General features: G+C 74.2%; 16 protein-coding genes and 1 tRNA gene. 11 read left to right on the forward strand and 6 right to left on the reverse strand.

All coding sequences use genetic code 11. The features are described from left to right. Window positions 1-10 precede the first annotated feature (10 nt). Window positions 11-859, reverse strand: a complete 849-nt coding sequence (locus tag ACQP12_RS06120) for a MurR/RpiR family transcriptional regulator (RefSeq protein WP_357937762.1) — start codon at window positions 857-859, stop codon at window positions 11-13. A gap of 129 nt (window positions 860-988) precedes the next feature. Here ACQP12_RS06120 and ACQP12_RS06125 point away from each other — a divergent pair, with 129 nt between their 5' ends. From ACQP12_RS06125 to ACQP12_RS06160, 8 genes are read left to right on the forward strand one after another with little or no spacing between them, the layout of a single operon-like run. Continuing rightward, window positions 989-2254 (forward strand): hypothetical protein, encoded by a 1266-nt coding sequence (locus ACQP12_RS06125; RefSeq protein ID WP_433285732.1) that lies wholly within the window; start codon window positions 989-991, stop codon window positions 2252-2254. A 34-nt stretch (window positions 2255-2288) separates the two neighbouring features. Next, complete coding sequence (locus ACQP12_RS06130; protein ID WP_433285734.1) at window positions 2289-5861, forward strand: SGNH hydrolase domain-containing protein; 3573 nt, start codon at window positions 2289-2291, stop codon at window positions 5859-5861. A 5-nt stretch (window positions 5862-5866) separates the two neighbouring features. After that, window positions 5867-7015: a glycosyltransferase gene (locus tag ACQP12_RS06135; protein WP_433285736.1), complete on the forward strand. Its 1149-nt coding sequence runs from the start codon at window positions 5867-5869 to the stop codon at window positions 7013-7015. Continuing rightward, complete coding sequence (locus ACQP12_RS06140; protein ID WP_433285738.1) at window positions 7002-8492, forward strand: hypothetical protein; 1491 nt, start codon at window positions 7002-7004, stop codon at window positions 8490-8492. The genes ACQP12_RS06135 and ACQP12_RS06140 overlap by 14 nt, the downstream gene beginning before the upstream one ends. Further along, the gene (locus tag ACQP12_RS06145) at window positions 8485-9699 is read left to right on the forward strand and encodes a glycosyltransferase (protein WP_433285740.1); all 1215 of its coding nucleotides are present in this window, start codon (window positions 8485-8487) and stop codon (window positions 9697-9699) included. Before ACQP12_RS06140 ends, ACQP12_RS06145 begins: the two co-directional genes overlap by 8 nt. Beyond that, the gene (locus ACQP12_RS06150; RefSeq protein WP_433285742.1) at window positions 9696-10949 is read left to right on the forward strand and encodes a hypothetical protein; all 1254 of its coding nucleotides are present in this window, start codon (window positions 9696-9698) and stop codon (window positions 10947-10949) included. The genes ACQP12_RS06145 and ACQP12_RS06150 overlap by 4 nt, the downstream gene beginning before the upstream one ends. Before the next feature lie 27 nt (window positions 10950-10976). After that, a complete protein-coding gene (locus ACQP12_RS06155; protein WP_433285744.1) occupies window positions 10977-12245 on the forward strand; it encodes a DUF1800 domain-containing protein in 1269 nt (422 codons plus the stop codon). Then, entirely contained in the window at window positions 12242-13501 is a 1260-nt protein-coding gene (locus tag ACQP12_RS06160) for a DUF1501 domain-containing protein (RefSeq protein WP_433285746.1), read from the forward strand. Before ACQP12_RS06155 ends, ACQP12_RS06160 begins: the two co-directional genes overlap by 4 nt. A gap of 18 nt (window positions 13502-13519) precedes the next feature. Here the strand turns inward: ACQP12_RS06160 and ACQP12_RS06165 are convergent, their stop codons facing one another. Then, the gene (locus tag ACQP12_RS06165; protein ID WP_433285748.1) at window positions 13520-15067 is read right to left on the reverse strand and encodes a sugar transferase; all 1548 of its coding nucleotides are present in this window, start codon (window positions 15065-15067) and stop codon (window positions 13520-13522) included. 109 nt (window positions 15068-15176) lie between these two features. Continuing rightward, the gene (locus ACQP12_RS06170) at window positions 15177-16253 is read right to left on the reverse strand and encodes an LCP family protein (protein ID WP_433285750.1); all 1077 of its coding nucleotides are present in this window, start codon (window positions 16251-16253) and stop codon (window positions 15177-15179) included. A gap of 120 nt (window positions 16254-16373) precedes the next feature. Here ACQP12_RS06170 and ACQP12_RS06175 point away from each other — a divergent pair, with 120 nt between their 5' ends. The 3 genes from ACQP12_RS06175 to ACQP12_RS06185 all read left to right on the forward strand — a co-directional run bounded on the left by ACQP12_RS06175 (window position 16374) and on the right by ACQP12_RS06185 (window position 18657). Beyond that, window positions 16374-17207, forward strand: coding sequence for a class I SAM-dependent methyltransferase (locus ACQP12_RS06175; protein WP_433285752.1), 834 nt, complete (start codon window positions 16374-16376; stop codon window positions 17205-17207). A gap of 68 nt (window positions 17208-17275) precedes the next feature. Continuing rightward, a complete protein-coding gene (locus tag ACQP12_RS06180) occupies window positions 17276-17584 on the forward strand; it encodes a hypothetical protein (RefSeq protein WP_433285754.1) in 309 nt (102 codons plus the stop codon). A 65-nt stretch (window positions 17585-17649) separates the two neighbouring features. Beyond that, window positions 17650-18657, forward strand: a complete 1008-nt coding sequence (locus ACQP12_RS06185) for an expansin EXLX1 family cellulose-binding protein (RefSeq protein WP_433285756.1) — start codon at window positions 17650-17652, stop codon at window positions 18655-18657. 73 nt (window positions 18658-18730) lie between these two features. On the opposite strand, the gene ACQP12_RS06190 is transcribed toward ACQP12_RS06185, so the two are convergent. The 3 genes from ACQP12_RS06190 to ACQP12_RS06200 form a co-directional block, all read right to left on the reverse strand. Then, on the reverse strand, window positions 18731-19261 hold the full coding sequence (locus tag ACQP12_RS06190) for an N-acetyltransferase family protein (RefSeq protein ID WP_433285758.1): 531 nt from the start codon (window positions 19259-19261) through the stop codon (window positions 18731-18733). Window positions 19262-19326: 65 nt separating this feature from the next. Continuing rightward, window positions 19327-19413: transfer RNA gene (locus tag ACQP12_RS06195), tRNA-Leu, on the reverse strand. Beyond that, window positions 19399-20229 (reverse strand): HNH endonuclease, encoded by an 831-nt coding sequence (locus ACQP12_RS06200; RefSeq protein ID WP_433285760.1) that lies wholly within the window; start codon window positions 20227-20229, stop codon window positions 19399-19401. The genes ACQP12_RS06195 and ACQP12_RS06200 overlap by 15 nt, the downstream gene beginning before the upstream one ends. Between the last annotated feature and the right edge of the window lie 79 nt (window positions 20230-20308).

Raw genomic sequence — 20308 nt, forward strand, 5'->3', positions numbered from 1 at the left:
CCTACTCCTCTCAGCCGAGGAACAACTGGCGACGGGTGGCGGACGACTCGAACGCCTCGAGCCGGGCCTGGGTTTCGGCGGGGGTGGCGTCGCAGATCGCCTGGAGCACCACCATGGCCAGGGTCATGGGGGCGGTGTGCAGGTCGAAGACCAGGTCGGTGCCGACGGCGGCGGGCAGCACCACGTCGGCGTGGTCGGTGGCCGGGCTCACCGGGGAGTCGGTGATGGCCACGACGGTCAGCCCGGCGTCGCGGGCCTCGCGCAGCGCGTCCAGGGTTTCCCGGGGGTAGCGGGGCAGCACGAACGCGAGCAGCGCGCGCGCCCCGGCCGCGGCGGCCTGTTCGAGCCGGTCGGCGAGGAGGCTGCCCCCGTCGTCGACGACCCGCACGTCCGGGTGCACCTTCGCGGCGAAGTACGCGAAGTACGCCGCGAGGGGTGCGGCGGCGCGGAGACCGAGCACCGGCAGCGGGCGGCTGGCCGCGAGCAGTTTGCCCACCTCGGCGATGCGCCGCGCGTCGGCGAGCTGCCCGGCGAGCCGGTCGAGGTTGCCCATCTCGGCGTGGACCGCCCGCTGCAGCGCGTTGCCGGCGTCGGCCGGGTCGGTGGCGCCCGTGGCGGTCAGCTCGCGCAGCCGGCGGCGCAGGGCGGGGTAGCCGTCGTGCCCGAGCGCCATGGCGAACCGGGTCACCGACGGCTGGCTGACCCCGGCCAGCTCGGCCACCTCCGCCGCGGACAGGTACGCCGCCGCGCCCGCCTGCTGGACCAGGCAATGCGCGATGCGGCGCTGGGTCGGGGTGAGCCGGACGCCGTGGAAGAGGTCGAGCAGGCGGTCGGTGGGTGCCGCACCGCTTTCATTCACGTCCTGACTCTATGCATGAAAACTTTCAGGGCGCAACCTTCGGTCGGTGGTGGTGCGGCGACCGGAGGACGAGGGAGGAGGCGTCCCCTCTGTACTATCCGCACGGCGGATGAGCAGAGGAGTTGTCACATGCAGCCGGTCGGCCCGTACAGGTTCACCGAGGCGCTCGGCGTCTGCCAGGTCGGCACGGCGTGGTGGGCCATCGACGGGCAGGACCGGCTCGTGACGGTGGCCGTGCTCGAGGGCGCGGCGGCCGCCGACCCGCCGTGGCGGGAGGCCTTCGCCAACGCGGCCAACGCCATGGCGCTGACCTCTGGTGGGCAGCGCTACGTGAACGCCGACTTCGCCGCCGCCAAGCCCTGGGTGGCGTACCCCTCGGAGGAGGGGATGGGGGCGCAGCGGCTGTTCCAGACCCTCGGCATGGACCTGCACCCGGCGGAGTCCGAGACCCAGGTCCTGATCCCCGAGACCGGCGCCGTCGACGGGCCGCCCCAGCCGGTCTCCGGGGTGCCGATCTCCGGCACCCCGAGCCCCACCTCCGGAGCGCCGCTGCCCTGGGCGATGCACGCCGCCGTGCCGCACCAGGTGTCCTCCCCGCCCCAGCAGGTGTCCCCGGCGCCGCAGCAGGTGTCCCCCGCGCCGCAGCCGGTCAGCGTCCCGCCGCACGACCCGTTCGCCGCGCCGGCCCGCCGGATCACGCCGTCCGAGCCCCGCCCCCGCCGCACCGGGCTCTGGATCGGAATCGCCGCGCTGGTCCTGGTGGTGATCGCCGGTGCCGGCGGCGCCGTCGCCTGGTTCGGCCCGGACGACCCCGGCAAGCCGAAGACCGAGGCCTCCACCAGCCCGGCGCTGCAGCCGGAGCAGAAGACCCCGCCCCAGTCGCCCGGCCTCGAACCGCCGAGCGCCGGCGACTGGCCGAAGGAATGGCCCAAGTTCACCCCGGGCGACTCGGTACGCACCCTCTCCGACCTGGACGGCCTGGGCTTTGCCCTGAAGGTGCCGGGTGAGTGGGACTGCACGCCGGCCGGCCGCGCGCAGGGGTTCGTCAAGTACAACTGCGGCGTCTCGAACGACAAGCAGCAGATCGGCGGCGAGCTGATCGTGCGGGAGTGCGCCGTGCCGTGCGACGCGCAGCAGCAGACCGCCATGCGCCAGGAGGAGGAGGCCTGGGGCCTGCAGTGGATGCGGGGCGGCCAGTTCGTCTCCTACGCCGACTCCAGCAAGCTCCAGCTCGACGGTGAGCGCCGGTACGGCCTGGTGCTCGTGGCGTACTGGCGCGGCGGGGACAGCGGGCAGATCGACCGTCAGGTCGTCTTCCGGATGACCTCCCCCATCGACGGCGCGGGCCGGCTGCGCCGGGTGGCCAACCACCTGCGCGACACCCTGATCTTCTGACCGCCCACCCTTCCTCGCTGCGCGGAGTTCCGACATGCCCTCTGGTAAGGCCCTGGCGCGTCGGTTCGCCGTCCTGCTCGGCGCCATCGCGATCGGCTGCGCCGCCGCCGTCCCGGGGGCGGCGGCCGTGCCGACGTACGCCCGCAACGAGCCGGCGGTCGCCGTGGCGACCCCGGCGACCGTCTTCCTCGAGGCGCGGTACGTCGGCTACCTGCGGAACACCGCCACCGGCGCCCTGGTCCATCCCGAACCGGTGGTCGTGGTGCGCCGGTGCAGCGGGGCGGTGGTGAACCCCGACGGCTACGTGGTGACCACCACGGTGTGCGTGCAGCCGAGCCGGGAGGTGCTGCTCGTCAACGCCCTCTACCGGCTCGGCCGCAGCCTCGTGCAGCGCAGCGAGCTGCCGGCGGAGCGGCTGGACGGTTACGTCGCCGGTCTCCAGGGCTCGTCCGCGTTCACCGGGGCCAGGCGCGGCTCCGCGCCGACCCTGCGGCTCACCGGCCAGTTCGGCGTGGCGACATCGGGGGACGCCGCCGTCCCGGCTGTCGCCGGCGCCGTCACGAAGGCCCTGCCCGCCGTGGACGGCAACGTGGCGCTGGTGAAGCTGCGCCGCGGCGACCTGCCGGCCGTCGAGCTCGCCCCCGCCCCCGACCTGCGCGCCGGCTCCTCCCTCGACATCCTCGGCTACGCGCTCGGCGAGGGCACCGGCGACTCCGGCACCTGGACCGTCCGCAACCGCACCGTCGAGGTCATCGGGCGTACCGGGACCAACCGCACCGGAGTCAGCGGGCAGATCGGCCCCGACTCGCGGGGCGGCCCGGTGGTGGACGCGGAGGGCCGGCTCGTCGCGCTCCTGGACACCGACACCGCCGCCGAGGGCGAACCGATCCGCGACCTGATCGTCACCGCCAACCTCAACCGGCTCCTCACCCAGAGCGGTGTCGACAACCGGCTGAGCGGGACCGACCGCGCCTTCCGGTCGGCCCTGGCCGTCTACTTCGCCGGGCACTACTCGCAGGCGATCACGCGCTTCGACGACGTCCTGACCCAGGACCCCGGACACGCCGCGGCCCGGGCGTACCGGCAGCGGGCGCAGGAACGGCTGCGGCTGGACGGGGACCTCACGGAGAACGCCGCGGACTGGTGGTCGTACCTCCTGTCCGCCGCGGGCGGCGCGCTGGTCATCGGCGCGGTGACCCTCGGACAGCGCGCGCTCCGCCGCCGGCTGCGGCCGGCCCCGGTGGGCCGGCCCGACCCCGACGCGGGACCGGCGGAGGTCGGCCCGCCCGGGCCGGCCCCGCTGGCCACGACCGCCGCGCCGGCGCCGCCGTCCCCCGAGGACACCCTCGTGCTGACCGTGCCCGCGGCCGGCCGGAAGTACGCGCCCGCGCCGTCGTCGCCGGAGGACACCGCCGCCCCGGCCTCGGCGGACGTGCCGTCCGCCACCGACGACACGCTGGTGCTGAACCTGCCCGAGGCGGGACCCGGCACGCCGACGGCGGAGCGGGCCGACGGCGGCACGCCGGCCACGCCCACCGACGCCGGACCGGGGACGCCCCGCGAGCGGCCGCGGAGCGCGTTCCGCCCGGACATCGAGGGTCTCCGCGCGCTCGCCGTGCTGCTGGTGGTGCTCTGGCACGCGGGCGTCCCGTTCATCTCCGGCGGCTTCGTCGGGGTGGACGTCTTCTTCGTCATCTCCGGCTATCTGATCACCACCGGCATGGCGGCCGAGGTGGCCGCCCGGGGCCGGCTGTCGCTCGGCCGGTTCTGGGCCAGGCGGGCCAAGCGCCTGCTGCCCAGCTCCGCACTCGTCCTGCTCGCGGCCCTGCTCCTGACCTACCTCCTGCTGCCGGACATCCGCTGGCGTGACACCGCGGGGGACGTCGTGAGCAGCGCCGTCTACCTGATCAACTGGCGGCTCGCCGACCAGGCCGTCGACTACCTCGCCGCCGGCCAGGCCCCGAGCATCGTGCAGCACTACTGGTCGCTCGCCGTCGAGGAGCAGTTCTACCTGGTGTGGCCGGTGCTGCTGGTGGGCGTCGCCTGGCTGGCCCGGCGTGGACGCACCCCGGACTCCCGGTTCCGCGCCCTCGCGTTCGGCGCGGTGGCCGTCGTCGGGGCCGCCTCCTTCGCCTGGTCGGTGCTGCTGGTCGAGTCCGATCCTGGCCGGGCCTACTTCGTCACCACCACCCGGATGTGGGAACTCGCCGTCGGCGCGCTGCTCGCGCTGGCGCCGACCCGGCGACTGACCGGCGCCGTCGCCGCGGCGGCGGGCTGGCTCGGCGTCGCGGCCATCGCCGCCTCCGCGGTGGTCCTGAGCACCTCGACCCCCTTCCCGGGCACGATGGCGCTGCCCGCCACCGTCGGCGCGGCCCTCGTCATCGCCGCCGGGGCCGCCCGGCGGTGGGGCCCGGTCGCGCTCCTGCGGCTGCCGCCGATGCAGTTCCTCGGGGGGATCTCGTACACGCTCTACCTCTGGCACTGGCCGCTGCTGGTGGTCCTCACGGCGCGGATGCCCGACGCGGAGCCGCCGGCCGTGGTGGCCACCGTCGCCCTCGCCGTGGTGCTCGCCTACCTGACCAGTCGGCTGGTGGAACGGCCGGTCTGGCACTCGCGGCGGCTCGCGGTGCGGCCGCGGGTGGCGCTCTCGGTCGGCGCGGCCTGCACCGTCCTGTCGGTCTGCGCGGGGCTGGCCTTCCAGACCGCCGCCACCGCACCGGCCGCGCCCCCGGTCGGCGCGGGCGGGCGCGACGCGCCGGGCGCCGCCGTGCTGACCGCGGGGGGCGCGGCCGGCGCGGGGGTGCCCGTCGACCACGCCCCGTCGGTGGTGCCCGACCCGTCGGCGGCCCGGAACGACCTGCCGTCCGTCTACGCCGACCGGTGCCACGCCGGCCCCACCGAACGCGCGGTGCTGCGCTGCGTGTACGGCCCGCCGGAGGCCACGGTCACCATCGCCGTGGTCGGCGACTCGCACGCCGCGCAGTGGGTGCCGACGCTGCGGGCGATCGCGGAGCGACGGAACTGGCGGCTGCTGACGTACACCAAGTCGAGCTGCCCGGCCGTCGACGTCGAGGTGGTCGCGGACGGCCAGCGGCCCATCGACACCTGCGCGGCGTGGAACCGGGACCTGCCCGGCCGGCTCGCCGCCGACCGCCCGAACCTGGTCGTGACGAGCAGCTACAACTACTCCGCCTACCGGGACGGCCGGGCGCTCAAGGGGCCGGAGGGCCGCGCCGCGCTGGTCGACGGGATGCGCCGGACCTGGCGGTCGCTGGCCCGGATCGCCCCCGTGGTGGTGCTGCGGGACACCCCGGCGCCGCGCCTGGACGTCGCCGAGTGCGTGTCGGCCCACCGGGAGGAGCTGACCAGGTGCGCGGTGCCGCGCGACGAGGCCCTGGCGGGCATCGGCCCGCTCCAGGTGGACGCGGCGCAGGGCCTGACCGGGGTACGGCTCGTCGACCTGAACGACGCCATCTGTCCCGCCGACCGCTGTGCGGCGGTGATCGGCGGGGTGCTCGTGTACCGCGACACGAATCACCTCACGGCGACGTACGCGCGGACGCTGGCGGCCCGGCTCGACGAGCAGTTGCAGATGGTGATGGGGTGAGCGGAATGATCAGCAGGGACGGCGACGTCGCCGGGGCCGATCCTGCTGGCGGTGGCGCGGGCGGCTCGCTGCTGGCCGGCCGCTCGGTCGCCCTGGTGCACGAGTGGTTCGGCGCCACCGGCGGCTCGGAGAACGTCTTCCTGGCCATCCAGGAGGTGCTGCCGGACGCGACGGGGTTCGTGCTGTGGCGCGACCGCGACGCGCGACGCGGCCTCGACCTCCAGGAGTCGTGGCTGGGCCGGACCCCGTTGCGGCGGTCCAAGGCCCTCGCGTTGCCGCTCATGCCGCTGACCTGGCGCACGCTGAGCAGCGAGCGGTTCGACGTGGTCATCTCGTCGAGCCACGCCTTCGCGCACACCGTGAAGTTCCGGGCCTCCCCGGACGCCCGCTACCTGAGCTACATCCACTCGCCGGCCCGCTACCTGTGGAGCCCGGACTTCGACGGCCGGGGCTCGAACGGGCTGCTGACCGTGCCCCGGCGCGTGCTCCAGGGGGCCGACGTCCGACTGAGCCGGCACGTCCACAGCTACGCGGCCAACTCCCGCGAGGTGCAGGCCCGCATCCAGCGGTTCTGGCATCGCGACGCGCGCATCATCCACCCGCCGGTCGACGTGGACCACTTCGCCGACGCCCCGGCCGCGCAGCGCCGGCAGGACCGCGGCTACCTGCTCGGGGTCGGACGCTGGATCCCGTACAAGAAGTTCGACCTGATGATCGAGATCGCCGACGCCGCCGGGCTGCCGCTGGTGATCGCCGGGTCGGGGCCGGACGAGGACGCCCTGCGCCGGCAGGCGGTCCGGGTCGGCGTCCCCGTCACCTTCGAGCGGCAGCCGTCCCGGGACCGGCTCCGCGAGCTGTACTGGGGTGCGCGGTGCCTGCTCTTCCCCACCCACGAGGACTTCGGCATCATCCCGGTGGAGGCGATGGCCTGCGGCACCCCGGTGCTGGGGCTGCGCCGGGGCGGGGTGCTGGAGACGGTCGTCGACGGCGAGACCGGCTTCCTCGTCGACTCGGACGACCCCCGGGCGTACGCCGCCATGCTGCGGCAAGTCGACGGTCTGGACCGGGACCGGGTCCAGGCGCACGCCGCCCGGTTCTCCGCCGCGGTCTTCCGCGCCAACGTCGCCTCGTGGGTGGCCGATGAGACCGCCTGAGGCCGCCCCGCCCGCCCCGCGCCTCCGCCGGCCGGCCGCCCGCACCCTGGTCGTGACCGTCGCGGTGCTGGCCGTCGTCACGATCCTCGGGGTGACGACCGTGCTGCCCCGCCCGACCGTCGCCGGTGCGCTCGGCCTCGTCGTGGTGGCGGTGTGCCTCACGGCCCTCTACCAGACCACCCGGTCGCCGTCGTTCAACCCGGTCTCCGTGACGTTCTGGGCCTTCGTCACGGTCTGGGTCGGCTTCGCGCCGCTGCTGCAGATCCGGGACCGGCGGCTGCCCTGGCCCGACCTGCCGCTGGACCAGTACTACGTCAGCGCGCAGGTCATCCTCCTGTTCGCGGTGCTCGCGTACTGGGCCGGCAACACCCGCCGCCTGCCCGCGCCGCGGCCGAGCACCCCGCCGCGGACCCGGATCACCGTCGAGAAGGCGCTGGCGGTCACCGCCACGGCCGCGGTGCTGGCCGTCGTCTGCCTGCCGATGACCGGCGGGCTGGCCGTCCGGTTCGGCAGCCGCGACGACCTCCAGCGCGCCATCGCCGAGGCGGGCCTGAAGAGCCGGCAGGACCTGGCGCTGCTCGGCCTGCTCAGCACCTTCCCGGCCGCCGTCGCCGCGATCGCGCTGGTGCTGTGCCTGCTCTGCTGGCGGAGCCGGAACGCCGCCGGCCCGAGGGCGCGGTGGGTGCTGCTGGGCACCACCGCCACCGCGGTGCTCCTCAACGTCGTCTACAACAACCCGCTCTCCGCGAACCGGTTCACCGCCTTCGGCGTGCTGCTCGCCGCCGGACTGGCGATCGTGCGGTTCGAGCGGCAGCGCTGGCGGACCCTGTTCTCGCTCGGCATGCTCACCGGCCTCGCCGTGCTATACCCGCTGGCGAACCTGTTCCGCAACGAGCGCTCGCGCGGCGACCTCCGGTTGGGTCTGGACGCCTACTACACCTGGGACTTCGACGGGTTCCAGCAGACCGTCAACGCCGTCTACTACGCCCGCGTGCACGGCCACAGCTGGGGTCATCATCTCGTCTCCGCGCTGCTGTTCTGGGTGCCGCGGTCCTGGTGGGAGGGGAAGGCGATCCCGGCCGGCAACGCCGTGGCGGCCAGCCGGGGCTACTCCTTCCAGAACCTGGCCCTGCCGTTCTGGGCCGAGACGTACCTGGAGTTCGCCTTCGTCGGCGTGGTGGTGCTGTTCTTCTTCTACGGGCGGCTCGCCCGGCGGCTCGACCGGGCGTTGACGGCCACGCCGGCCGGGCTGGGGACGGCCCTCACGGTCACCTTCGCCGCCTTCCAGATCGGCCTGCTGCGCGGTCCCCTCGGCGCGCAGATCCCGTTCGTCGGCGCCGCGTTCGCGGTGCTCGTCGTGGCCGTGCTCGCACTGCCCGACCGGGGCTGGCGGCTGACCCGACCGCCCCCACCGGTGGACCACGGCTCGCCGGCCGCGGCACCCGCCAGAGCAGAGGAGATGGCGCCCCATGACTGAACCCCGGCCCAGGGTCGCCGTCCTCGCCGACTGGTGGTGGCCGGACGAGGTCGGTGGCGCGGAGCGGTCCGCCCGGGCGGCCGCGCGGGAACTGGCCGGCTTCGCCGACGTGTCGGTCTTCGTGCCGTCCACCACCGACGCGAGGTACGCCGACGGCCCGCTCACCGTGCACGCCGTCCGGCGGCCCTTCGCCCGGCGGCAGCACGCGGACACCCGGATCCGGCGCGGGCTGGAGTTCCTGACCGCCTGGCTGCTGCCGCCGGTCGCGTTCCGCCTGACCCGCCGGATCCGGACGTTCCGGCCCGACGTCGTGGTGGCCACCAACATCTCCCGCACCGGTCCCTGGTTGCCGCGCTGGGTGCGGGCGCGCGGCCTGCGGTACGTCCGGGTCTTCCACGACCTGAGCGACACGTGCTGGCGCCGGTCGCGGCTGAAGGACTCGCGCACCTGCGAGACGGTGTGCGGGGAGTGCCGGGTCAAGGCCGGGATCATGCGGGGCGCCACCCCGCGCGGCGCGGTGAGCGTCTGCGTCTCCGGCTTCGTCCGCGACGAACTCGTCGAGGCGGGCCTGACCACCCCGGCGGCGAGCCTCGTCGGCTACCCGCTGATCGGCCCGCCGGAAGCGGTACGCCCGGCGCGGCGCACCGACGAGACCCGGCTCGTCGTCGGGTACCTCGGCCGCCTCGACCCGGTGAAGGGCATCGAGTCGGCCATCCGCACGGCGGGCGCCTACCGGCGGAGCACGGGCACCGCGGTGCGGATGCTGGTCGCCGGCGAGGGGCAGCCCGACTACACGCGGACGCTGGCCGAGCTGGCCCGGTCGGAGGAGGTCGCCCTGGACCTGCCCGGCCGCATGGCGGTCGACGCGTTCTGCGCCGCGGTGGACGTCGTCCTCATCCCGTCCCGCTGGATGGAGCCGTTCGGCCGGGTCGCCGTCGAGGTCGGGCGCACCGGGAAACCGATGCTGGTCGCTCCGCTCGGCGGCCTGCCGGAGGCGGCCGCCGTCTCCGGCGGCGCCTACGCTTACGCCGACTTCCAGGACCCGGCCGCGGCGGCGGTCGCGCTCGGTGAGCTGCTGGCGGGCACGGCGCCCCCGGTCGCCCGCCCCGGCGGCGGCCCGGCGAGCACGCTGCCGCAGGCCGTCGTGGCCGCCACCCGGCGGGCGTGGTCCGGCGCGGACGACGTGACGGTGGGGCGGCGGCCGTGACCGGGACGGTCGCCCCGCCGCGAGCCGCCGGGCGGAACTGGGCCCGGCTCGCCCTGACCCTCGGGCAACTGGCCCTCATGGGCACGAGCCTCGTCTTCAGCCTCGCCCTCGGCTACGCCGGCGACCTGTCCGCGGTCGGCGCCACCGCGCCCGCGATGCTGGTGTTCCAACTGACCTGCGGCGTCCTGCAGCGGTCCCTCGCCGAGGCGACGCTGCTCGCCGAGGCACACGCCGAGCGGACCGCCGCGCGGACGGACTGCCAGCGGTCGGTGGCCGCCGCGTTCACCGGCGGGCTCGCCGGCGCGGTGCTGGCGGTGGCGTCGGCGCTCGCCGTGTCCGGCGGGTCGATCGAGCTGGCCGTCGCCTACGCGGCCGGCATACCGTTCGCGATCGCGCTGGACATCGGCCGGGCCGCCGGGGTGGCGGCCGGCGCCGCCCGGGCGGTCTTCCTGGAGACGGCCGCGTGGCTGGCCGCGCAGCTTGCCGTGCTGGTCCTCGCCGCCACCCGTTCACCGCTGGCCGTCTGCCTGTCCTGGACCGTGGTGAACGTGGTGTTCCTCCTGGTCGCGGCCGGCCGCCCCGAGCGGCGGCCGCGCGTCACCGGGCTGCCCGGCTGGGTACGGTCCCGGCGAGGCGTGATGGGCGCGGCCTCCCTGGACGCCCTGCTCGTCGGTCTCACCCCGGTGCTCGCCCTGCAGGTCACCGCGTTCGTCGCCGAGGCCGCCACGCTCGGCGTCATCCGCATCACCCAGCAGCTGTTCGGGCCGTTGGCGTTCGTGTCGATCACCGTCCGGCGGGTGCTGGTCTACCAGCGCAAGGCCGACGCCGGCACGACCCGGCGGCAGGACCTGCGCGACGGGGCGCAGGCGTGGGCGTTCATGGCCGCCGGTTCGGTCGCCCTCGGGCTGGCGGTGCTCGTCGGGCAGGGACTGGTCCCCGCGCTGTCGTTCCTCCCGGTGGGTTGGGTCCTGGTCGCCGCCGGGCTGGAGAAGACGGCGCTCGGGTTCTCCTACGGCTGCTCGTTGAGCCGGTTCATCCGGGGCGAGTTCGCCCTGCTCCTGCGCGCCCGTTACGTGATGCTCGGCCTGACGGTGCTCGCCGCGCCGCTGCTGACCATCCAGTTCGGACCGTCCGGCTACCTCGTCGCGTCGGCCGTCGGGATGGTCGTCTACTCGCTGGTTCTCGTCGCGCTGCCGGCCCATGACCGTCCACGGCCGACAGCAGTCGCGTCGGGCACCGGTCTGTCCTGACCGGCGGCCCTCGCTAAGGTTGTCGGCATGAGCGACAGTGTCGGCCTGCTGCTGCGGCGTGCCGGATTCGGCCCGACCGCGGTCGAGCTCGCCGCCGCTCGCCAGGCCGGCTACGCCGCCGCGCTGACCGGCCTGACCGCCCCGCCCGGCCCGGACGTCGGCGCGACGGGCGCGCCCGTCCCGGACCTCGGGCCCGACGCGTACGCGGGTAAGCGCGACCTGACCTACGAGGAGAAGGTCCGGCTGGAGGACCTCCGCGACGAGCAGACCGCGCAGATCACCGGGTGGTGGCTGAACCGGATGGCGGTGGCCAGCCACCAGGCCGTCGAGAAGCTGGTCTTCTTCTGGCACGGGCACTGGGCCACCTCGGTCAAGAAGGTGCGCAGCCCCCAGCTGATGCTCAGCCAGCACCGCACCCTCCGGGGCACCCCCGACTTCACGGTGATGGCCCGGCGGATGGTCGTCGACGCGGCGTTGAACCACTACCTGGACGGGCACCTCAACACCCGGCGGGCGCCCAACGAGAACCTCGCCCGCGAGCTGTGCGAGCTGTTCCTGCTGGGCATCGGCAACTACACCGAGAAGGACGTCAAGGAGGCGGGGCGGGCGCTGACCGGCTGGCGGTTCAGCCTCACCATGGGCCGCTCGGTGTTCGACCCGCAGGCCCACGACCCGGGCCGCAAGACCATCCTGGGCCGGACCGGGAGCTTCACCGCGCAGAGCCTCGTCGACCTGCTGCTGGCCCAGCCGGCCTGTCCCCGGTTCATCGCCGCCCGCCTCTGGTTCCGCTACGGCTCGTCCACCAGGCCCATCCCCGAGGGGCTCCAGGAGAAGATGGCACGCGCCTTCCCGGCGCCGATGGCCATGCTCCGGGTGCTGCTCGCCGACGAGGCGTTCCAGGCGACGGCCGGCACGATGGTGAAGCAGCCGGTCGAGTGGCTCGTCGGGGCGCTGCGGCAACTGGGGGTGCGGCCGGCCGGCCTGCCCGCGGAGACCCGCACGGCCGTCCTGCACGACCTGGAGAGCCTGGGGCAGTTGCCGTTCGCGCCTCCCAACGTGGGCGGCTGGCCCTCCGGCGGCTCCTGGCTGACCTCCGCCGCGGCGCAGGTCCGCCTGCGGCTGGCCGGTCGGATCGCCGAGCAGGCGCCGGTCGACGATCTGACCCCGGAGAGCCTGGCGTACCTGCTCGGCGTCGACCGGTGGACGAACCGCACCTACGCCGTGCTGCGCGGCACGCAGGACCGGCGACAGTTGTTGACCCTGGGGCTGGCCAGTCCGGAATACCTGGTGACATGACGATGGATCCACTGACCCGACGTCGCTTCCTGCTCGCCTCGGGCGTCACCGCGGGCGCCGCGCTCGCGGCCGGCGCCGGCGGGATGGGGCTCGCCCAGCTGCTGCGGTCCGCGGGGCAGGACCCGGCCGCCGCGCCGTCGAAGAAGCTCGTCCTCGTGACCCTCTACGGCGGCAACGACGGGTTGAACACCGTCGTCCCCTACACCGATCCCGCCTACCACTCGGCCCGGCCGGAGCTGGCGTACGACCCCGGGAAGGTGCTGCACCTGGACGACGCCCTGGGCCTGAACCCGGTCCTGCGGGGGATGAAGCGGCTGTGGGACGAGAAGCGGCTGGCGGTCGTCCTCGGGGTGGGCTACCCGCGGCCGGACCGCAGCCACTTCAGGTCCATGGACATCTGGCAGACCGCGTCCCCGGCCGAACCGGTGACGACCGGCTGGGTGGGCCGCTGGCTCGACGGCACGAAGGCCGCGCCGGAGGCCGCCGTCAGCTTCGAACCGGTGCTGCCCCCGGTGCTCGCGGGGGAGACCCGGGCCGGTTCCTGCGTCAACGTCGGCGGCCTCGAACTGCCCCCGGGGATCAGCGCCGACGCCGTCGCCGCCCTCGGCCGCGGGGAGCCCGGCGAGCCGGAGCTGCAGGCCCGCGCGGCCCGCGCCTACGGCGACCTGCTCCGGGTGGAGCAGCTGGTCCGCGACGCCGAACAGCACCAGAGCCCCACCCCGGGCGGCGTCGAGGAGCAGATCCTCACCACCGGCCCGGGCAGCCGCAGCGTCCTGGAAACCCAGCTGGCGCTCGTGGCCCGCTGCGTCGAGGCCGGGGTGCCCACCCGGGTCTACTCGGTGAGCCTCGACGGGTTCGACACCCACGCGATGGAACGGGCCGGGCACGAGAGCCTGCTCACCCGGCTCGACCGGGCGCTGTCCGCGTTCGTGGCACGGATGGCGCGCACGGAGGCGGGACGCCAGGTGACCGTCGTCGTCTACAGCGAGTTCGGCCGGCGCGTACGCGCCAACGCCTCGCAGGGCACCGACCACGGGACGGCCGGGCCGGTGTTCGTCCTGGGGCCGACCGTGGCCGGCGGGTTCCACGGCGAGCAGCCGAGCCTCACCGACCTGGACGACGGTGACCTGAAGGCCACGGTGGACTTCCGGGACGTCTTCGGCACGGTCCTGGCCTCGGTGCTCGACGCCGATCCCGACCGCTACCTGGGCAGCGGCTACCGGGCCAGGCCGCTGCCGCTGCTCACCGTCGACTGAGGACGGCCGGACGGGCGCTCAACGTCCGCCCGCCCGGAACACCTCCGCGACGGTCCGCAGGATCACCTTGACGTCCAGCCAGAGCGACCAGTTCTCGATGTAGTAGTTGTCGAACCTCGCCCGGTCGGAGATCGGGGTGTCCCCCCGCAGGCCACTGACCTGGGCCAGCCCGGTCAGCCCGACCGGCACCCGATGGCGCATCGCATAGTTCGGGTACTCGGCGGAGAACTTCGCCACAAAGTACGGCCGCTCCGGCCGCGGCCCGACCACGCTCATCTCCCCGCGCAGGATGTTCCACAGCTGCGGCAGTTCGTCCAGCGACGTACGGCGCATGAACCGCCCGATCGGCCCGACCCGCCGGTCGTGCGCGATGGACCAGTTCGTCTGCGACTCGTGCTCGTCCACCGGTCGCATCGACCGGAACTTGACCACCTGGAACGGCTTGCCGTAGCGGCCGATCCGCTCCTGGTGGAAGAAGATGCCGCGACCGCCGTCGAGGAACGTGGCGATCGCGCACAGCAGCAGCACCGGACTCAACAGCAGCAGCGCCGCCGTGGCGAGGACCACATCGGAGGCCCGCTTCACGGCCCACCGCGGGCCGGAGAAGGTGGTGTCGCCGATCTTCACGATCGGGATGGCGCCGATGTGGTCGGGGTAGCCGCCGTGCGACCGGGAACCCCACAGCCGCGGCACCGCCCACAGGTCACGGGCGGAATCGGCCTGCCGGAGCAGCGTCTCCATGAGGACCGTCTCCGGGCAGTCCGGGTCCGCGATGACCAGCACCTCGCACTCCAGCAACCGGACCAGATGTTCGAGGTCGTCCAGGTTGCCGATCAGCGGGAGCGCCACCGGGTGCTGCGGCGGGACGGTGTCGACCGAGCCCACGAAGCGCAGACCGTACTCGGGGTAGCGGCGCAGCAGGCGGGCCAGCTCCACCCCGATCGGGCCGGCGCCGACGACGATCGCGTTGTGCTCCACCCACCGGCGCCGGCGCGCCAGGAGGGTCACCTTGCGGCTGCACGCCCGCCCCAGGACCACGAGGGCGGCGGAGAGCGCCACGCCGTGCATGAAACCACTGACGTACGGCACCGAGTCGTGCCGGTAGGCCGCCACGATGGCGACCACCGCGCCGGAGGCCAGCAGCCGCCCGGAGAGGCTCGGCAGCTCGTCCAGGATGCTCAGGTGCCGGCGCGCCCGGTAGAGCCCGCCGGCCGCGAAGACGGACACCGTGAGGACGGCGTTGGCCAGCGTGCCGCGCCAGTAGTTCTGGGTCACCAGCAGCGGCGCGAGCAGCGCGACGACGTCGACCGGTGCCGTCATCATCCAGGCCCGGAGCCAGCGCGTCCGGCTCGAGGCCCGGGAACTGGCGTACGGCAGCACCGCGGTCGTGTCGAGACCGGCGCGCGGCTCCGCGGCCGGCGGCGGTCCATTCCTCGGCCGGGCGCCGGGGACGGCCGCAGGCACACCCCTGCCCTTGTCCGTCTCCGGCCGCCGCATCGTCATCTGCGGTGACTCGTGCCGGCGACCGGTCGCCGCCGGCTCTGTCGTGGCCGGTTGGCCTGACATGGTCGATCCTCCCCCGTGACAGCCCTCCCCGGCGCGAGCACAGCGAGGGCGATCGAAGGATATGAGTGAGCAGCCCTTATCGCCAGAGCCGGGACGGCAATCCGTCGTCCTACTTTCCGGCCGAGAGAATCTCCGGGACCGAGTCGCGGCGCACCGCGTCGAAGAGCGTCCGGGCCTTCCCGGAGTCGGCGAACACCACGCTCTCGCTGCCCACCCGGCCGGTGCCCTTCACCGGGCAGGTGTAGAACCCGAGGTTGCCGCTGCGCAGGTGCCGCATCTCCATCGCCAGGTCCACGAGGGACATCGACTTGTCGACGGCCACCGAGTTCGCGGTGGCCCTGACGAACGAGTTCAGCTTGGTGGGGCTGCTCAACGTGCCGCCGGAGGCCGCCTTGTCGAGGATCGCCTTGATGACCTGCTGCTGATGCTTGATCCGGGTGAAGTCGCCGTTGGCGAAGGCGTACCGCTCGCGGGCGTAGTCCAGCGCCGTGGCCCCGTCCATGGTCTGCCGGCCCTTGACGAACTCCCGCTTGCCGCTGGGGTCGAGCGAGTGGGTCGAGGTGAAGTTCTGCTCGACGTCGATGTCGATGCCGCCCAGCGCGTCGACGATCTCCTTGAAACCGGCGAAGTCCACCATGCTCACGTGGTCGACGCGCACGCCCGTGAACTTCTCCACGGTCTGCACCATCAGCGGCACGCCACCCCACGCGTACGCCGCATTGATCTTCGCGTCCCGCCCGCCCCGGCCCTCCTTGGACCGGGGGATCGCGGTCCAGGTGTCCCGCGGGATCGAGATGAGCTGCGCGCTCGACCGGTCCTTCGGCAGGTGGGCCAGGATGATCGTGTCGCTCCGGGAACCCCCGGTGTTCTCCGGGTCGCGGGAGTCGCTGCCCAGGATCATGATGTTCATGGCGCCCTTGGCCACGACCGGCGGTCGGGCCTCCTCCGGCACCCCGGTGAACGCGTCCACCCGGTCGATCGAGGAGTTCACCGACCGGTAGTAGAGGCCCCCCGCGAGCGCGCCGCCGCCGGCCAGCAACACCAGCACCAGCAGCACGATGAGGGCGATCCGCCGGCCGCGGCGGCGACGTGGCGCCGGTGTCGGGGTCTCCTCCGCCGCGCCGTGCTCCACTCCCGACGTCGGGAAGCGGGTGTCCGGGTGGGCGAGCGGCTGGCGATCTGACATGGCCGCGATGCTACTGACTCACGCTCCGTCACGGGGACCCTCGTCCGACCGGCCAGCCCCGCCCATCCGTTCGGCGCTTTCCTCCTCGACGGTTGCCGCGAACCTGGTACAACGTCGGGGGTGGATGCAACGAAGCTCCGCCGGGCCATCGCCCGGACCCGGCTCGCGCCGGTCGCCGCCTTCCCGAAGCGCCTGGCCCGGGTCGCCCGGCACGACGCCCGGGTGCTGCGCACCTCCGCCCGGTGGCTGCTGACCTCCCGGGAGCACCACAACTACACGTACGAGCTGACCAAGCTCAGCCGGCACCACCTGGCCTGGTTCGTCAGCGTGGTCTGCGACGTCCCCGTCCGGCAGGTACGCGGCTGGTTCGCCGAGATCGAGGGCGACGACAAGCTGCGCGCCCACATCGAGGCCGCCACCGCCGCCGCCTCCCGACGCGGCCTGGCCGACCGGCAGGTCCGCTACGCCCGCCGCATCGGCTGGTACGCCATCGTCCGCGCCCGCAAGCCCGCCCATGTCGTGGAGACCGGGGTGGACAAGGGCCTCGGCAGCTGCGTCCTGGCCGCCGCCCTGCTCCGCAACGCCGCGGAGGGCCACCCCGGCCGGCTCACCTCGCTCGACATCAACCCCGAGGCCGGCTACCTGGCCCGCGCCACCCCCTGGGCCGACGTGGTCGACCTCGTCATCGGCGACTCGGTCGCCTCGATCGGCGCGCTGGACCGGCCCGTCGACCTCTTCCTGCACGACAGCGACCACAGCCGGGTGCACGAGCGCAGCGAGTTCGAGGCCGTCGAACCGAAGCTAGCCACCGACGCCTTGCTCCTCACCGACAACGTCACCGCCACCAACGTCCTCGCCGAGCACGCCGAACGCACCGGCCGGCGGTTCCTCGCCTACCGGGAGACCCCCGCCCGGCACTGGTACCCGGGCGACGGCATCGGCATCGCCTGGTGAGGGTCTTGTCGCGGCTCGTCCCCGGGATCGATGATGGTCGGAACGGGCAGGTCGACGAAGGAGCCGAGATGCAGGTGATCCACCAGCCCCGGGTGGCCTGGGACATGGCCCGGGTGGTCGGCGCGGCGGTCCTCGACGAGGAGCTGTTCGCCTGGCTCCGGCACGAACTCGGCACCCTGCTCGGCAAGCCCGCCGAGCAGGCGCTCACCGAGAGCCGGGAACGCGTCCAGCGCATCGGCGACGCCCGGCTCCCGGTCGAGACCGGACTGTGGCGGGTCCGGATCGAGGACGCCCTGCGACAGCGGCCCGAACTCGGTGGCGAACTCGCCGCCCTCACCGCGGTGGCCGTCGGCCTGCTGGCCGCCCGGCGGCCGTGAGCCCGTCTTAGCTTTCGCTTAGCCCGCTTGTCCGGCGCCCCACCGGTCCGGCAGCATCGACCGGCGTGACCGACGGCAGCGCTCCCGGCGGCCCCGTGCCCACCGCGGAACATTCACCCACTTCGGCCGGCCGCCGCCGCGCCCCGGCCGGCCCGCGCCGCTGGCTCGCCGCCGGCGGCCTCGCCGCGCTCGCCGCCGTGCTCGGCGTGACCCTCGCGGTACGCGGCGGCGCCGCCCCCGCCTGCGCCGCCCCACCGCCCCGCGCCCTGCCCGCCGGGGTGCTCGCCGCCCCACCGCTCGGCGGCACCGTCCACACCGGAAAGGCGACCTTCTACGACTCGAAGGGCGCCGGCGGCAACTGCTCCCGGCCCGCCGCACCCGCCAACCGGCTCTACGTCGCCCTCGGCCCCGCCGAGTACGCGGCCGGCGCGTCCTGCGGCGGCCACCTCGACGTCACCGGCCCCAGGGGCACCGTCCGCGTCCTCGTCATGGACCAGTGCCCGGAGTGCGAACCCGGCCACCTCGACCTCTCCGCCGAGGCGTTCGCCCGGATCGCCGACCCGGTGCAGGGCGTCGTCAAGGTCAGCTACCGCGCCGTGGTCGACCCGCCGCTGCCCGGCCCGCTCACCTTCCGCATCAAGGAGGGCGCCTCGCAGTGGTGGTTCGCCGTCCTCGTCGGCGACCACGGCAACCCGCTGCGCGCCGTCGAGGTGCGGCAGGGCGGGTCCTGGCGCGCCGCCACCCGCGAGGACTACAACTACTGGCTCATCCCCGCAGGCGCCGGCCCCGGGCCGTACACCATCCGGGTCACCGACGTGTACGGCCACCGCGCCACCGCCACCGGCATCCGGATGGCCCCCGGCCAGGTCCAGCGCAGCACGGTCCGGATGTACGGCGCCGGCACCCCGGCCCGGTCGGCGAAGCCCAGCCGCTCGCCCTCGGCCCGACCCAGCCCCCGGCCCAGCGCCTCCGCCACCCCGTCTTCCAGCACGTCACCCGGCAGTCCGGCGGTTCTGGACGCGGCCGCCGCCCCACCGGCCACCCCGGCCCCGGTCGTCGCCGCCTGCGGCTGACCGAATCTCGCGCGGCCGGCCCGCGCGGCTCGTGGGCCGAAACGCAAGACCAGGCGCGCCGCCGAGGCGACGGTCAGGCCGCGGGGGTGCCCAGGTCGAGCCACATGAAGACCTCGTCCCGGTCGTCGCCCGGGGCGAGCCGCAGCGCGCCGGGCAGCCGACCGACCTCGCGGTACCCGAGACGCTCGTAGAACCCGCCCAGGCCCAGCCCGTCGCGGACGGTCACGTGCAGCGCCGCCAGGCCCAGCTCCCGGCCGATCCGCTCGGCCTCGCGCATCAGCGCCGCGCCGTAGCCGCGCCCCTGCGTGCCGGGGTGCACCATGACCCGCTTCAGCACCCGCCAGTGCGTCTTCAGGTGGAACCGGTTGTCCGCGATGATCAGCACGCCGACGAGGCGATCGCCCTCGTAGCCGACCAGCAGCCGGTCCGGCCCGTCCGCGATCGCGGCGAAGGTCGCCGCGGCCATGGGCCGCACGTCGGCCTCGGTCACCGGGGCGACGAAGCCGACCGCCCCGCCGGCGTTGGTCACGTCCACCCAGAGCGCGATGATCTGCTCGCGCAGCTCAGGGGTGAGGTCGGGGTCGAGGACGAAGCGCAGGGTCACGCCCGCCATCCTGCGCGAGCCGACGCGACACCGACCCGCGTTCGTGAGCTTCACGACATCACTGCTGGTGCGGGAGAGGGGAGTCGAACCCCCACGTCCTTTCGGACAATAGGACCTAAACCTATCGCGGCTGCCTGTTACGCCACTCCCGCAGACCCGCTGAGTCTAGTGCGTCGGGCGTCCAGCGTGGTGAGCCCAGCCTCCCGGAGGATCGCCTGGACGGTGCGATGACTGATCGCCGTGCCGCCGCCGCAGGCGTCGGTCAGCGCCTCGGCGATCTTCCGGGAGCCGGCCTGAGGGTGCGCGAGCGCGAAGCGTATGACGAGATCCCGGAACTGGCGCTGGACCGGCCGGTCACGGACCCGCGACGGCGGCGCGATGGTTCCAGTCGCTTCAAGACGTCGCCGCAACCTGTTCACGTGGTCTCTTGTGCAGTCGAGTAGGTGGGCGGCCTCCACGGTCGTCATGCGCCCGGCACTGACCTCCCTGACCAGAGTGTCGGCGTTTGGCGGCGGCCCATCGTCCGGTTGGAAGCGCGCCGAGACGTCCGGGGAGGCGGCCGGGTCGGGCTGCGTCCGGCCCCGGCCTGCGAAGTTCGCCGTCTGGCTGTGGCAGTTGGGACACAACAGCCGCAGATTGGGTGGCCTGTTGTCGAGGCGGTCGCCGTTGATGTGGTCGACATGGAGGATCAATGGAGCGTCCTGCCACCACGGGCCGAGGCCGCAGATCTCACATCGTTCGGAGACGCCGATGGCAGCCAGAGCGCGCCGGAGCCGAAAGCCGGGCGTTCTGGCTGCGTCCGGCGGCAGCTGGACCAGAGTGTCCGACGGCGCCTGCCGCTGACCCTGCAATCCGCGGTTGTGCCCCTGCCCGGTGAAATGTGAGGTGTCGACGCCGAAGCGCTTCAGCTGCCGGCTGATGTGAGCGTGTGAGCCGCCGCTCATCCGTATGCCCAGCAGCCGAAGCACCTCCGCGATGCTGCGGGCCCGAGCCGCCGCTGCCGCCAGAGTCTCGGGTGAATATTTGTAGCGAGGCATGCGCCGACGG

The sequence above is a fragment of the Micromonospora sp. CA-244673 genome, assembly GCF_050948395.1.
Classification (GTDB): domain Bacteria; phylum Actinomycetota; class Actinomycetes; order Mycobacteriales; family Micromonosporaceae; genus Micromonospora.

Excerpts from the sequence above, each read along its gene's own strand:
- ACQP12_RS06155 (WP_433285744.1), top strand. The coding sequence starts at position 10,977 with ATGAGCGACAGTGTCGGCCTGCTGCTGCGGCGTGCCGGATTCGGCCCG.
- ACQP12_RS06165 (WP_433285748.1), bottom strand. The coding sequence starts at position 15,067 with ATGTCAGGCCAACCGGCCACGACAGAGCCGGCGGCGACCGGTCGCCGG.
- ACQP12_RS06125 (WP_433285732.1), top strand. The coding sequence starts at position 989 with ATGCAGCCGGTCGGCCCGTACAGGTTCACCGAGGCGCTCGGCGTCTGC.
- ACQP12_RS06130 (WP_433285734.1), top strand. The coding sequence starts at position 2,289 with ATGCCCTCTGGTAAGGCCCTGGCGCGTCGGTTCGCCGTCCTGCTCGGC.
- ACQP12_RS06160 (WP_433285746.1), top strand. The coding sequence starts at position 12,242 with ATGACGATGGATCCACTGACCCGACGTCGCTTCCTGCTCGCCTCGGGC.
- ACQP12_RS06170 (WP_433285750.1), bottom strand. The coding sequence starts at position 16,253 with ATGTCAGATCGCCAGCCGCTCGCCCACCCGGACACCCGCTTCCCGACG.
- ACQP12_RS06135 (WP_433285736.1), top strand. The coding sequence starts at position 5,867 with ATGATCAGCAGGGACGGCGACGTCGCCGGGGCCGATCCTGCTGGCGGT.
- ACQP12_RS06145 (WP_433285740.1), top strand. The coding sequence starts at position 8,485 with ATGACTGAACCCCGGCCCAGGGTCGCCGTCCTCGCCGACTGGTGGTGG.
- ACQP12_RS06140 (WP_433285738.1), top strand. The coding sequence starts at position 7,002 with ATGAGACCGCCTGAGGCCGCCCCGCCCGCCCCGCGCCTCCGCCGGCCG.
- ACQP12_RS06180 (WP_433285754.1), top strand. The coding sequence starts at position 17,276 with ATGCAGGTGATCCACCAGCCCCGGGTGGCCTGGGACATGGCCCGGGTG.